Genomic DNA, 12,580 nt, shown 5'->3' with positions numbered 1-12,580 from the left:
ACGATCTGGTTTCTTATGGCATCGAACAAATTTTTAAGAGTTTAATTTAGACTTTTTAATCGTTTTATCACAGCCTCAGCAACTTCTTTACTGGATTGAGGATTTTGTCCCGTGATGATCCTGTCATCAGAAATCACATAAGAGGTGAAAGGGAAAAAACCTCGTTTATATTGAGCGCCGTGTTGTATTAAATTGTTTTGTAAAGAAAAGGGAACTTGAGATTTAATTCCAGACAACGTTTCCTCAATATTGGCAAAACCGGTCACAGTTCTTCCTGCAATCAGCGGTTGTCCATTTTGTTTTTTTAAAGGCAATAATCCACCGACACCATGACATACTGCTGAAACAATCCCACCTTGTTGATAAATTTTTTCACTGATCTTTTGTAGGGCTTGATTGTTGGGAAAATCCCACATCGTCCCATGCCCACCAGTATAGTAAACGGCTTGGTAATGTGCTGGATCAATTGCATTAGGTGTCAGTGTGGTGTTCAGTCGCTGTACAAATTTCGGGTCTGCCAGATGTGCTTTAGCTGATGCATCCATGTAGATAGATTTTAAACTGCGTTCATCCAGTGGAACAGTACCACCTTGAGGGCTGACAAAATCCATGTCGTATCCTGCCGCTTGAGCAACATCATAAAAATGAGTAAGCTCAGTCAGCCACAATCCTGTCGTATCGGAACGTGAGGGATAAGTTGCATGATTGGTCATAACGACCAAAATTTTTCCTTTTGATTTTAATGGGTTAGTTTGTTGAGTAGATTCAGATGCTGTGCTTTGACCACTTGCGAATATCACCATAAAAATGCCCATCCACCGATAAAGAAGATTCCAACGTTTAAACATAACAGGTTCCTAATCGTCCACCTGTATTCAATGCTATGCTTAAAGTGAGGTTTAAGGTCAAGCACTTTTATGATTTATGGATAACTGGGCTACATTTGTTCCTTTGCATAATAAAGATTCAGCAAGCGTTGTGCATTTTCCGCACAAGTAATTTCATCAGGTTTGTTATTGATTGCGTGAATCATGGTGCGTAGATTCAGTTTGCTGAGGCTTAACTTTTGTTCTAATTCTTCAATATCTTTAATTTTACTTTCCAAAATACCGATCAATATGTCGTGATTCCATTGACCAACTTGAGAGGGTAAGAAAGACTTAATTTCATTCAATGAAAAACCGACTTGTTGTGCCTGTTGAATCAAAAAAAGCTGTTTAAGATCATCTTCACTGTACTCTCTATAACCATTTGATTTTCTTTTGGCTTTGGGGAGTAGTTTGATTTGTTCGTAGTAACGAATCGTCGGCGTACTTAGACCGCTTTGTTTAGATAATTGACTGATATTCATTTTACTAATTTGTTTTTAACACTCAAGTTTACTTTAGGCTTTTGTATAGTCAAAAGCAAGATGAAAAGATCAATCTGAATTTCATTGAGTGTAAGGGCAAGAACAGTGGAGCAGGGAAAGGATCTTGTATTTTCAGTAGTAGCGCCATGAAAATACAAGATTGGTGAATACCCTATGATCAAAACAGACCCGTTTAAAACTAGAATGCCCAAACAAATTTTAATAGTCCGGTATGACCTTCTGGGCGATTTTCAACTTGAGTCTCAGTTAAATATTTCGCTTCGACCGACCAGTTTTTATCTTGATATTGTACGGCAGGACCAACAGCCAAAACCTGACCACGCATACCAATATTGTCACCATGTTGACGATCTGACTTGGTTTGCTTAAACGCATAACCTTCAATAGCAACTTTAACATGATCTGAAAGCTTATAGCCTATACTGTAATCTCCTGCAAAATAATCTCCAGATCGATAATGTGTATCATCGTTTTCTGTATTAAAGCTATAAGAGATTTTCGTAGAAAGGTCTAAACCATTTTCAGGTGCATAGCTATAGGCAAAAATTGGTCGTATGGTATTGTAGTTTTTTCCTATATTGGCAACCAAAGGTTGAGTGATGCTTGCTTTGTCATATTTTCCAGTAGCAAGCACTGTTTCAATTGCGCCAATCCAGTGATGATTACCACGGTGCCAACCAAGCATTGAACCGAGCATTAGGTCACCCAAGGCGGTGTTATGGTCTGACATACCTGCTGCTGAAAGGCGCAAATCGACCATCGGTTGAATCGCATAGAATCCAAGTTGACCTCCCCAATAGTTTTGCTCTGTCATCCAAACCAGTCGAGGAATAAAAGCATTGACGTCTAAATGGAAATTGGGAGGACCTTGATCAAAATGTCCTGCATGATAATTTTGATAATAAGTCAATAAGTAAACACCTGGTGGAGGTAAGGCACCTGCCATCATACCTTCTGCACCTAAGGCAAATGAGTCTGCACCATTTTCCGTAGCATGAGCGATGTGCGTGCTTAAACCGAGCATTAATGTAAGTGAAAGTTTTAAGATGAGTTGTTTCATAGAAAATCCTTTTCAATGATATTTTTATGACATCGAGCTGTACCTATAAGCTTCTGTATAGGTACATTGTGTTAGATGAAATCGTGATGTTTGAGGTTAAGCTGCTGCTCGACGGCGATTAACTTCTGTTGAGGGAACTTGTTGAGTGTCTTTGACCAATTGAAAATGAAAGTTAATGTGCTTAAAAGGCTGATCTAAATTATATTTTTTAATCTCCTCAACAGCTGTAACTTCACTTGCCGTGGCAATTAAGCCTTCACGTGTGGCAAAGGCAAAGTCATCCCACAGGTATTTGTCACCCTCAATATTGAATTGGGTGGTGAGTTTGCGATAACCCGGCGCAGAGACAAAGTAGTGAACATGAGATGGGCGATTTCCATGACGTCCCAGCAAATTGAGTAGCGCTTGTGTCGTACCTTCGGGTGGACAGCCATAACCCACTGGCATAGTGGTTTGCGCGACATATTGACCATTGGTATCTGTGAAAATACTACAGCGCAAATTAAACTCAGACTGAGATTTATCAAAGAAAGAATAATTGCCTAGACTATTGGCATGCCAAATTTCTACTTTGGCATTGGGAATTTTATTTCCAGCCGTATCTGTGACAATACCTTCAATAATCAACGCATCAACATGATCCGATTCAGAACCATCATCCATACGTGCAAAGCCGACAGATTCAGGTGCACCTGCAACATATAATGGACCTTCGATCGTGCGTGGTGTTCCGCCTGTAATACCAGCTTTTGCATCGGCCTCATCAGCACGCAGATCTAAATAGTGTTCTAAGCCTAATCCTGCTGCCAACAGACCAAGCTCGTTGGCTTGACCAGCATCGGTAAAATATTCTAACCCTTTCCAAAGTTCAGTTTGAGATATATCCAAGTCTTCAATAGCTTGGAACAAGTCTCCAAGTAGGCGAACCACAATTTGCTGAACACGTGGATTTACTTCACCTGTTGCAGTGTCTACATTCATTTGTTGAACTAATTTATCTATTTCTTGGCGGTTCATCATCATCTTCCTTTGATTGATATGACTGTCGGGAGTGATCTTGTTTTGTCGAGATCACTCAACTGTATCTTTGACTAAAATTGTATAAAGACATGCGTTAGGTCTAAATGTGTCTGAAAAGTGCTGAACGTGATTGTTCCTTTGCACCATCCGCAGCACTCAAGAAACGTTCAGTATGAATATCTTTTTCAAACAAACGGCTTTGCATCAGTGTAGAAATAGCTGCATCAATCATCGGAGGCGGTCCACATAAATAGGCTTTGTGTCCACCACATTTGTGCTCGAAATAATTGGCTACAGCTTCATGAACAAAGCCTGTAAAACCTGTCCAATCGTCTGCTGATTTGGGTGCATTAAGCGCTGGGATGTATCTGAAATTTGGATATTCTTTAACAAGCTGTTCAAATTTTTCTCGGTTATACAATTCAGCCAGATCACGTGCGCCTTGGAAAAGATATATGATGCGTTGATCACCTTGTTCAAGCAGATCCATGATCATGGATTGCGGACTAGACAACCCCGAACCGCCTGCGATAAAGATGACATTTTGTGGGTCAGACTTACGTACAAAGAATTGCCCATATGGACCTGAAAGTACGAGTTTATCTCCCAGCTTTAACTGTTCATGGATATACTGTGTCCCCTGACCGCCCTCGACTTTACGAATGTGCAATTCGATGATATTGGTTTCACTGGGTGAGTTTGCAATTGAAAATGCACGAGTCCCTTCGACATTGGGGATATGGAGATTGATATATTGTCCAGCTTGAAATGCCATCTCACGATCAATTTCAAAACGGATGCCCTTAATCGTCGGTGATAAGTCGGTTATTTCGACCACTTTTGCTTGGTAGTCTTGAACCAAGTAGCCTAAGAAATCCTCATCTTCATCCACATCTGCTTCGATGATCATGTCAGATTCAGGTTTACAACAGCAGGCCAAAACTTTATTTTCTTCTCGTTCAATATCCATCAATGCAAACGGTGAAGCCTCACCAACATCGTAGAAACCGTCTGTGACTTGGACTTTGCAAGTCCCGCATGTGCCATGCCCACAGGCAAAGGGTAGCCAAACCCCTTGGCGTAATGCCGCATCCAAAATAGTTTGATCTTGCTCTACTTCAATCGTGGTACCGATGGGTTCGATGGTAACTTGATAGCTCATCTTCATTCTCCTTAAACGTGTGTGCCGTTGTAACCCTGTAATTCAGGCGTAACAAAGCGTAGGAGTGATTTGTGATCAAAACCCAAATCCGCTAATGATTTAGAGAAGTCCACGTTTAACCGTTGCTGGTTAAGGTAAAACTCAACTTTTGACCAATCAATATTTGCAAAGTCAGGATGTTGCTCGAAACCTACTTGAATCTGTCCATCAAGCAACTCTTGAAAAGTTTGATGAGCTGAAACGACAAAAGTATGGGCAGAACAAAAAAGTGTATGATGGTCCCAACCAATAAATAGCAGCATATTGTCGCCGTATTTTTGCTGGAGATCTAAAGGTTCAAATTGATAATTTTCTACAATCGCTTTTACGGTCATGGGGTAATTCCTCAAATTTTTTGAATAAATCCTTGAGAGGATGCAGGCGTTAGCGACGACATCCGTTCCTTGTTGCAGTTGTTTTGAGTGGTGGATTAAGCCGCGTTACCTTTCCATTTTTTCCAGCGTTTTTGGTCTGGGGAACCTTCTATGTCAAGATTGTCTGCACCCACATTGAAATTGTAGTAGTCCCTTAAAATGCTTTCTAAGTCAGGACCACCGCAATTACCTTGTAAAATCTGATGAACAGGCAACCAAGCTTGGATGTATTTTTCAGGCTCTCTTTCAAAAATGTCATGGCAGCCATCTGAACAGGTATGGTAGCGTTCGTCTTGGTAAATTGACTCACGATAACTGAACATGGTTTGGTCGCCATCCATCTCTGTAAATGTCATTGGAATTTGGCAGACTTGGCAAAGCTGTGGTAAGCCTGCGCTATAGAAGCGTTTACCTTCGGCTTCCATTTTGCGTGCCAGTTCCCAGCGTGGGCGATAGTATTGATCAAAAGTGTCAGGGTATTTTGCAGATAACCAATCCATTTCTTCATCTGTTGGAATCCAAGTATGGAAGCCAGCCGCATGACCAAAGTTATAGAAAATCCACCATGCTTGGTGTGATACATGCTCTTTTTCTTTGGTGATGACCTCACTGTATTTCGGCATACGAATGCCATAGCGACTAAGGTCTTTGAATAATGCACCACCTGCTTCTTCAAAGTAGGTTTCCCAAGCTTCTTTCCATGACATGACTTTATTTGGCAACATATAGTCCATCATCATGCCGACGATGGAGAGCAAACGGGTGCCACGCCAGAACCATTTATCAATCCATTCTTGAACGATTGGCACATTATCTTCATGCTGTTCAAGTAAGAATTTTACGATTTCTAAACCGAGTGTCATGTGGCGTGCTTCATCTGATTGGGCACTAAAGCCAAAGGTGACAGTTGCCATATCACCGTTATAGGCTGCGCCTGACATAAATGGTACGAATAATAGATTGGTCAATACATATTCAAAAGCAAAACTGATCGCCAATAAAAACTCAAACGGTCCAGCTGAACGGGCATCTTCAAAGAATGATTTCGGAACGGATAAATACCAAACACGATCATGCATATGTGCCCAATCTTGGAAACCGTCAAAGAACTTGTTGTAATGACTCATCGCATGAATCTGGGTTTGTACATGACGTAATTCATCGATGGATTGCATCTGTGAAGCAATCCGAGCGCCGATTCCACCAAATTGGCGTCCAACATGTGCATAACCTTGATAAGCTTGATATTCCAACGGGGTCACTGCGGTTAAAAACAGTTTGATGGCATTGACATAACGTTCATTCGAAACATTCATTTGTCCATTGTTTTGCGCAAATGCATCAAAAATGGCATACAGTTTCTTTTCTTTTTCAGCTTGGTATTTCCAATAGGCATCCATGGTTAAACGGAACGGGTCTTCCCATTTTGACCAGTCAGTGATTTTGATGCCTTCGAATTCTTCATAAGGAAAGGCATCTTTTCGATCTGCATAGGAAAACTCCCAGTCCAGATCACGGGTCAATATTCGATAACGCTCTTTGGCATTGAGTTTTTTATTGCTGACTTTTGCTTGGCTATTCATTTTGATTATCCTTTCAATGGCTTGAAGCTGCCTGCTTCTGATGTTTTGCTTTGATGTAGGGCGACGGGTTTAATTCCACTTCAGGGTAAAACTGTCATCATCTTCCTCAACATTGCCACCCAATGTGATCATGTTGAGTTGGAGTTCTTGAATGTCCCAATCCTGTCCGAGCTTTTCTGATACTGTTTCAGCTCGAATCACCAAAATGCTTGTACTTTCTACGCGTATCATGGCTGGGAGATATTGGATGTTTGCTTCAGGATTGTCCTGTTCAATGGCTTCAATGATGTAACGTGAGGTGTCATTGTCTTGTAAGGCTAAATAAACTTTAGAACTCATGATGGCAATTCCTTATGCTGCTGAATCAAGTAAAACCAAACCTACCTTTTTACTGCGTTCTGAAAGAGCATTCAGTGCAGTATCAATATTGCTGTCAGGTAGTGCGTTTTGTGCCCAACTTTGAAATGCCAGTTGAACGTTTGGAAGCATTTCGGTTATCCATGATTGAATTAAAGTTTTGTTTTCTTCTGATTCTGAAATAGCAGTTTTTAAAACACTGTCAGACCACTTTCGTAAATCAGTTAAGCAGTCTTTAACAAGTTCGGTGAGGATGGCGATATCACGCCCACCATGTTCAACAAGCCATTGATCGAGTTGTCCAAAGACCAGTTCTTGTAAGAAGGTGTCGATCAGCAGATTTTGCAGGATGTAGAGTTTGAACCAATCTTGCTCTGTCAGGCTGTGTTCGCAAAGTTTGCGTAGAGGTTGCCACCTCTCATCATTCATCCAAGCTTGTTTCGCCTGCGCTAAGGATTCACCTGTATGACCGTCGAGCATCAGACCGATACGGGAAATATATTGCGCCATCCCTAAACGATCCATTGCTGCAAAAATACAGGCTTGGGTGATCACGGTTCCATAGCCATAAGCACTCCCTGACATCATGTGTAAGTTGGCAGTCTGTTCGACATAGCGAAATGGTAATAAACAAGTGATGATTTTTTGTTTGACTGCATCACTGAGGTTGTCAACCAATTGACGTTTTTCAAAAAATGAATAATTACTTTCAGCAGTATCTTGCATACGTGCGCGATGTTGCACATAAGCACCATAGTAGAACTGACGAGGATCCTTAAATGCATACCAGTCTTGCATTTTCAAAGCTGTATGGGTTTGATCATTTAACGTTTTTTCAGGCTTCCACAATGGACGATAGTGAAAGTTGGTGGATGCCTGTACATCAAAACTGACTTCCTGATAACGGGTGGCAGGTTTGCTACCAAAGCGACGTTCGATATAGGCATAGCTTTGGCGAATCGGCTCTAAATTGGATGTTTTAATTTCTAAAGTCATTTCATTCTCCTTTTCGACTTAAGCCTGATCTTCTTGATCAGCATATTGGCGCGTATGATTGAGAACAGTGGGTTCAATGCCGTAGCGCCATTTATCTTCCTGCGCGTCATTCCAAGCCTGTTGTTCTGCGGTCATTTCAATTACTTGGTTAATTTCACAAAAGTGCTGAAATGCCTGTTGGGGTAAAACCAATTCAACAAATAGGGTTGGATCATGAATCGCAAAATCAAACTCAACGAATTTGGCATTACGATCACCAGTAATTCGAATGTATTTCACCAGTGGGTGAGAGGATGTGGCATCTACCATAAGTGGAATCCTTTTGGTCAACATCAACAACAGCTTTGATGCAGAGCGTCATGCTCTTCGGATAATTCCCTGTAGATATTTCAAAAGTCGTGCCAACTTTATTTTTATATTTAAATACAATTGTTTAAGGTTTTTTTGCCGATTGAAAGAGGTGAGATTGATTGAGATATTCATCAAATGATGAATACTGTTTGAATCAGATTTCATCAAAACAATAAACACCTTATTGATTGATCCATTCGTTCATTTTTTATTTATGAAATAAGATTTTTTTAAGCGACTGATATAGCTCAAAATTAAGATAATATACCTCTAAGGTATAAAAATATAAGAATAAGGTAGTAAAGCTTTTTAGTTGGAATTAGGTAATATCAAGGTTGCATTCACAAAAGACATATAGCCAAGGATGGATATCATGCCCCAAGCCAAAAATGTGAAGGTATATAAGCAGATACTTGAACAAAACAAAGATATTCAAGATCTATTAGATAAAATCGTTTTTGATACCCGACATGGTCAAATCTGGTTTGATGAAAATCGTATGTTGTTGATGCATACCAGTATCATGGGGTTTTTAAGAAAAGATTTGTTTCAGATGTTAGGGCTTGAAAGGACCAAACGTTTTTTTATTCGTTGTGGTTATCAGGCTGGCATGCGTGACGCAGAAGTGACCTCTAAACTTCGCCCCAATTTAAATGAAGCTGAAGCATTTATGGCGGGACCACAAATGCACGGTATTCGTGGCATGGTGCAGGTAGAAGTCAATGAGTTGCACCTCAGCCATGATCTAAAGCAGTTTTATGCGGATTTTAATTGGCTGAACTCATTTGAAGCTGAAGTTCATTTGAGTGAGTTTGGTTCTTCCGATGAACCAGCTTGTTGGATGCTCTTGGGTTATGCTTGTGGTTACAGTAGTTTTGTGATGGGACAGACCATTATCTATCAGGAAACACATTGTGTCGCTCAAGGGGATGACCATTGTCGAATTATTGGCAAACCTTTAAGTGAATGGGAAAATGCTGATGAGCTGATTCGTTTTATGTCACCAGATCCTATTTCAGATGAAATCATTGCCTTACAGGCTGAACTCAATGCGTTGAAAAAGAATATTTATACAGACGCAGAAAGTGATTACACCATGTTCAATGCGGTGGGTGAATCAGTGGCTTACCGTCAAGTATGTGATTTACTGAAAAAAGCAGCAGGCAGTAAAGTGGCTGTTTTATTGCAAGGTGAAACAGGTGTAGGTAAGGAAGCATTTGCTCGTGGTATCCATAATGCCAGTCAGCGTAAACTCCAACCCTTTGTTGCGGTCAATTGTGCTTGTATTCCTCCAGATTTGATTGAGTCAGAACTTTTTGGTGTTGAAAAAGGTGCATTTACAGGGGCGACTCAATCTCGAATGGGAAAATTTGAACGTGCTCACGGTGGAACGATTTTTCTTGATGAAGTCATTGAGCTTTCACCACGTGCGCAAGCTGCCTTGTTAAGAATGTTACAAGAGGGTGAGTTTGAACGGGTAGGAGATACTCGTACCCGTCAAGTTGATGTCAGAATTGTTGCAGCAACCAATGAGGATTTGGAACAAGCTGTGAAAGATGGCAAGTTTCGAGCAGATTTATATTATCGCCTTAATATTTTTCCTGTTTTGATTCCACCTTTACGTGAGCGTAAAGAAGATATTCCTTTATTGATCAATCACTTTTTGGCACGGTTTGAAAATATGTACGACAAAACCTTAAAAGGCTTAAGTGATAAAGCTAAAAGTTTCGTCATGAAATATGATTGGCCGGGTAATATTCGTGAATTAGAAAATTTGTTAGAACGTGCAACATTATTGACGGATCATCAACAGGAAATAAAATTAGACAGTTTATTTCCACAGCATAAAGATGTGGAAAGTACATCTCATTCGACACACATGAATATCAATATTGATGAATTATTGACTGAACATTTTTCCTTGGAACAATTTGAACAAGATATTATTCGCACGGCTATGGACAAAAGTCGCCAAAATGTTTCAGAAGCTGCTCGAATTTTGGGAATTAGTCGGGCGACCTTGGATTATCGATTAAAGAAAATTGATCTACCATAAAGAGATCAGCATGCATCGAGATGACAACCGATTCAATCCATAGCTATATCACCATTTGAATTTATTTAATAAATCAAAGGTTTGAATCATATTCAAAACATCTTGGAGCAGTTTTTCTACTTTATGGCGAAGCTAAGATGTTGAGTGGAAAGAATGAGGCTTCGGAGGCGAATTAATATTCTAAAAACCAATGAATTGAACAGTAAAAACTCACCATTGTGAGTTTTTACTTAAGACTGCAGATTCAAAGAAGATTTAAAATCATCAAGAGACTAGAAAATCTGCCAAGGCTTGATTAAATTGTTGCGGTTTTTCTACATTGGAAATATGCGATGCTTCAATCACAAAGAGTTCAGACTCAGGGATTTGCTCCTGCATAAATTGCCCATCTACAACAGTCGTCACTGGATCTTGTGCACCAGCAATCACCAAGACAGGTACCGTAATGCTATTGATTCGAGTGGTTAAATCCACTTTAGCCAAAGCCTCACAACAACTTGCATAACCCTCTGTGCTGCTAGCTGCGAGGTCGTTACTCATGGATTTTACAATCGCTGTTTGACTTTGGATAAAGGGCTCGGTAAACCAACGAAGCGCTGCTGTTTCTGCAATCGGGGTTAAGCCTTGCTCACGCACCAATTCGGCACGTGCTAACCAAGCAGATTCCTGACCAATTTTTGCAGCAGTATTGCAGATCACAACATGGTTAAATCGTTGCGGATGATGAATCGCCAACCATTGACCTGTTAAGCCACCCATTGAAATTCCGCAAAAATCTGCTTTTTGAATATTGAGCTGATCCAATAAATGAATGACATCTTGACCCAACTGTTCGATAGAATAGGGTCCTTGAGGTGCTGTCGATTGCCCATGACCACGGGTGTCATAGGCTATGACAAAATGATCTTTTTGAAAATATTCAATTTGTGCCTGCCACATACTCAGTTGAGTACCCAACGAATTGGAAAATACAAGGGCAGGCTGAGTCGGCTTACCCCATGTTTGATAATGAATGACAGCATCATCTGACTGGAATGTTGGCATAGAAACTGATCCTTTTGCCTGTTTGATGATATTGAAAGACCAACAACTTTGGTGGTTGGCTACAAAATCTTGTTTTAAATTAAAATTAAACGCGTTGAATAATCATAGCGATGCCTTGACCCACACCGATGCACATTGAACACAAAGCATATTGCCCTTGAATCTGTTCAAGTTGGTTGAGGGCGGTTGTCACCAAGCGAGCACCTGATGCACCCAATGGATGCCCCAAAGCAATTGCACCACCATTCGGATTGACCCGTGCATCATCATCTGCCAAGCCTAAATCACGAGTCACCGCTAAAGCTTGGGCGGCAAAGGCTTCATTCAGTTCAATCACATCCATCTGCGCCAAACTCAGATTTGCCTGTTGAAGTAATTTCTTGATCGCTGGTGCAGGTGCAAATCCCATGATTCGAGGTTCTATACCGACAGTTGTTGCTGCAATGATTTTGGCACGTGGTTTTAATTGATATTGTGCAACGGCTTGATCTGATGCGATCAGTAAAGCGGCTGCACCATCATTAATTCCTGAAGCATTACCCGCAGTTACCGTACCTTCTGCTTTCACCACACCTTTTAATTTTTGTAAGGCTTGCAATGTGGTTGAAGCCCGTGGATGCTCATCTTGATCCACCAACAAAGCATCACCTTTACGCTGAGGAATGGTCACAGCAACAATTTCTTGTTTAAAAAAGCCCTGTGCCTGTGCTGCTGCTGTACGTTGCTGGCTGTTCAATGCAAACTGATCTTGATCAACACGGTTGATGTTGAATTGCTCAGCCACATTTTCAGCCGTTTGTGGCATGGTTTCTACACCATACATGTCTTTTAGCTTTGGATTGATAAAGCGCCAACCCATGGTGGTGTCTTCAATTTTTTGGCTACGCCCGAAAGCACTGTCGGATTTACCCATTACATAGGGTGCTCGACTCATGCTTTCCACACCACCAGCAATGATCAGATCGGCTTCATTGGCTTTAATCGCCCGTGCTGCCATCGCAATCGCATCCAGTGACGAACCACATAAACGATTGACTGTAGTTGCAGGCACTTCAACAGGCAGCCCTGCCAATAATGCAGACATACGACCCACATTTCGGTTGTCTTCACCTGCCTGATTGGCACAACCATAAATCACATCGTCGACTTTTTGCCAATCCACGCTA

13 protein-coding genes are annotated in these 12,580 nt (G+C 40.9%); 1 reads left to right on the top strand and 12 read right to left on the bottom strand.

What is annotated here, in order from left to right; translation table 11 throughout:
- Window positions 1–41 precede the first annotated feature (41 nt).
- The 10 genes from AC1Z3T_RS20830 to AC1Z3T_RS20785 form a co-directional block, all read right to left on the bottom strand.
- On the bottom strand, window positions 42–848 hold the full coding sequence (locus AC1Z3T_RS20830; protein WP_100885747.1) for a type 1 glutamine amidotransferase domain-containing protein: 807 nt from the start codon (window positions 846–848) through the stop codon (window positions 42–44).
- A gap of 89 nt (window positions 849–937) precedes the next feature.
- Window positions 938–1,351 carry a MerR family transcriptional regulator gene (locus tag AC1Z3T_RS20825; RefSeq protein ID WP_009586765.1) on the bottom strand — a complete coding sequence of 138 codons (414 nt, stop codon included), beginning with the start codon at window positions 1,349–1,351 and terminating at the stop codon, window positions 938–940.
- A 199-nt stretch (window positions 1,352–1,550) separates the two neighbouring features.
- Window positions 1,551–2,432, bottom strand: a complete 882-nt coding sequence (locus AC1Z3T_RS20820; protein ID WP_100885746.1) for a SphA family protein — start codon at window positions 2,430–2,432, stop codon at window positions 1,551–1,553.
- Between the two features lie 96 nt (window positions 2,433–2,528).
- On the bottom strand, window positions 2,529–3,449 hold the full coding sequence (gene catA, locus AC1Z3T_RS20815; protein WP_100885745.1) for a catechol 1,2-dioxygenase: 921 nt from the start codon (window positions 3,447–3,449) through the stop codon (window positions 2,529–2,531).
- Between the two features lie 103 nt (window positions 3,450–3,552).
- A complete protein-coding gene (locus tag AC1Z3T_RS20810; protein WP_100885744.1) occupies window positions 3,553–4,614 on the bottom strand; it encodes an NADH:ubiquinone reductase (Na(+)-transporting) subunit F in 1,062 nt (353 codons plus the stop codon).
- 11 nt (window positions 4,615–4,625) lie between these two features.
- A complete protein-coding gene (locus tag AC1Z3T_RS20805) occupies window positions 4,626–4,988 on the bottom strand; it encodes a phenol hydroxylase subunit P4 (RefSeq protein ID WP_005033119.1) in 363 nt (120 codons plus the stop codon).
- A gap of 95 nt (window positions 4,989–5,083) precedes the next feature.
- Window positions 5,084–6,610: an aromatic/alkene/methane monooxygenase hydroxylase/oxygenase subunit alpha gene (locus tag AC1Z3T_RS20800; RefSeq protein ID WP_004829543.1), complete on the bottom strand. Its 1,527-nt coding sequence runs from the start codon at window positions 6,608–6,610 to the stop codon at window positions 5,084–5,086.
- A gap of 69 nt (window positions 6,611–6,679) precedes the next feature.
- On the bottom strand, window positions 6,680–6,949 hold the full coding sequence (locus AC1Z3T_RS20795) for an MmoB/DmpM family protein (RefSeq protein ID WP_005033116.1): 270 nt from the start codon (window positions 6,947–6,949) through the stop codon (window positions 6,680–6,682).
- Window positions 6,950–6,961: 12 nt separating this feature from the next.
- Window positions 6,962–7,963: an aromatic/alkene monooxygenase hydroxylase subunit beta gene (locus AC1Z3T_RS20790; protein ID WP_100885743.1), complete on the bottom strand. Its 1,002-nt coding sequence runs from the start codon at window positions 7,961–7,963 to the stop codon at window positions 6,962–6,964.
- 18 nt (window positions 7,964–7,981) lie between these two features.
- The gene (locus tag AC1Z3T_RS20785; RefSeq protein ID WP_100885742.1) at window positions 7,982–8,272 is read right to left on the bottom strand and encodes a phenol hydroxylase subunit; all 291 of its coding nucleotides are present in this window, start codon (window positions 8,270–8,272) and stop codon (window positions 7,982–7,984) included.
- A gap of 415 nt (window positions 8,273–8,687) precedes the next feature.
- Here AC1Z3T_RS20785 and mobR point away from each other — a divergent pair, with 415 nt between their 5' ends.
- Window positions 8,688–10,370 (top strand): phenol degradation transcriptional regulator MobR, encoded by a 1,683-nt coding sequence (gene mobR / locus AC1Z3T_RS20780; RefSeq protein WP_100885741.1) that lies wholly within the window; start codon window positions 8,688–8,690, stop codon window positions 10,368–10,370.
- Between the two features lie 264 nt (window positions 10,371–10,634).
- Here the strand turns inward: mobR and pcaD are convergent, their stop codons facing one another.
- Together pcaD and pcaF are read right to left on the bottom strand one after the other, a co-directional pair.
- Window positions 10,635–11,414 (bottom strand): 3-oxoadipate enol-lactonase, encoded by a 780-nt coding sequence (gene pcaD / locus AC1Z3T_RS20775; protein WP_100885740.1) that lies wholly within the window; start codon window positions 11,412–11,414, stop codon window positions 10,635–10,637.
- 85 nt (window positions 11,415–11,499) lie between these two features.
- On the bottom strand, window positions 11,500–12,580 hold a 1,081-nt coding region (gene pcaF / locus AC1Z3T_RS20770; protein ID WP_483396954.1), incomplete at its 5' end, for a 3-oxoadipyl-CoA thiolase.

This window comes from Acinetobacter sp. B-6, assembly GCF_056930735.1.
This window is presented reverse-complemented; position numbering and strand designations above follow the sequence as displayed.

Excerpts from the sequence above, each read along its gene's own strand:
- AC1Z3T_RS20820 (WP_100885746.1), bottom strand. The coding sequence starts at position 2,432 with ATGAAACAACTCATCTTAAAACTTTCACTTACATTAATGCTCGGTTTA.
- mobR (WP_100885741.1), top strand. The coding sequence starts at position 8,688 with ATGCCCCAAGCCAAAAATGTGAAGGTATATAAGCAGATACTTGAACAA.
- AC1Z3T_RS20805 (WP_005033119.1), bottom strand. The coding sequence starts at position 4,988 with ATGACCGTAAAAGCGATTGTAGAAAATTATCAATTTGAACCTTTAGAT.
- AC1Z3T_RS20800 (WP_004829543.1), bottom strand. The coding sequence starts at position 6,610 with ATGAATAGCCAAGCAAAAGTCAGCAATAAAAAACTCAATGCCAAAGAG.
- pcaD (WP_100885740.1), bottom strand. The coding sequence starts at position 11,414 with ATGCCAACATTCCAGTCAGATGATGCTGTCATTCATTATCAAACATGG.
- catA (WP_100885745.1), bottom strand. The coding sequence starts at position 3,449 with ATGAACCGCCAAGAAATAGATAAATTAGTTCAACAAATGAATGTAGAC.
- AC1Z3T_RS20790 (WP_100885743.1), bottom strand. The coding sequence starts at position 7,963 with ATGACTTTAGAAATTAAAACATCCAATTTAGAGCCGATTCGCCAAAGC.
- AC1Z3T_RS20825 (WP_009586765.1), bottom strand. The coding sequence starts at position 1,351 with ATGAATATCAGTCAATTATCTAAACAAAGCGGTCTAAGTACGCCGACG.
- AC1Z3T_RS20795 (WP_005033116.1), bottom strand. The coding sequence starts at position 6,949 with ATGAGTTCTAAAGTTTATTTAGCCTTACAAGACAATGACACCTCACGT.
- AC1Z3T_RS20830 (WP_100885747.1), bottom strand. The coding sequence starts at position 848 with ATGTTTAAACGTTGGAATCTTCTTTATCGGTGGATGGGCATTTTTATG.
- AC1Z3T_RS20810 (WP_100885744.1), bottom strand. The coding sequence starts at position 4,614 with ATGAGCTATCAAGTTACCATCGAACCCATCGGTACCACGATTGAAGTA.
- AC1Z3T_RS20785 (WP_100885742.1), bottom strand. The coding sequence starts at position 8,272 with ATGGTAGATGCCACATCCTCTCACCCACTGGTGAAATACATTCGAATT.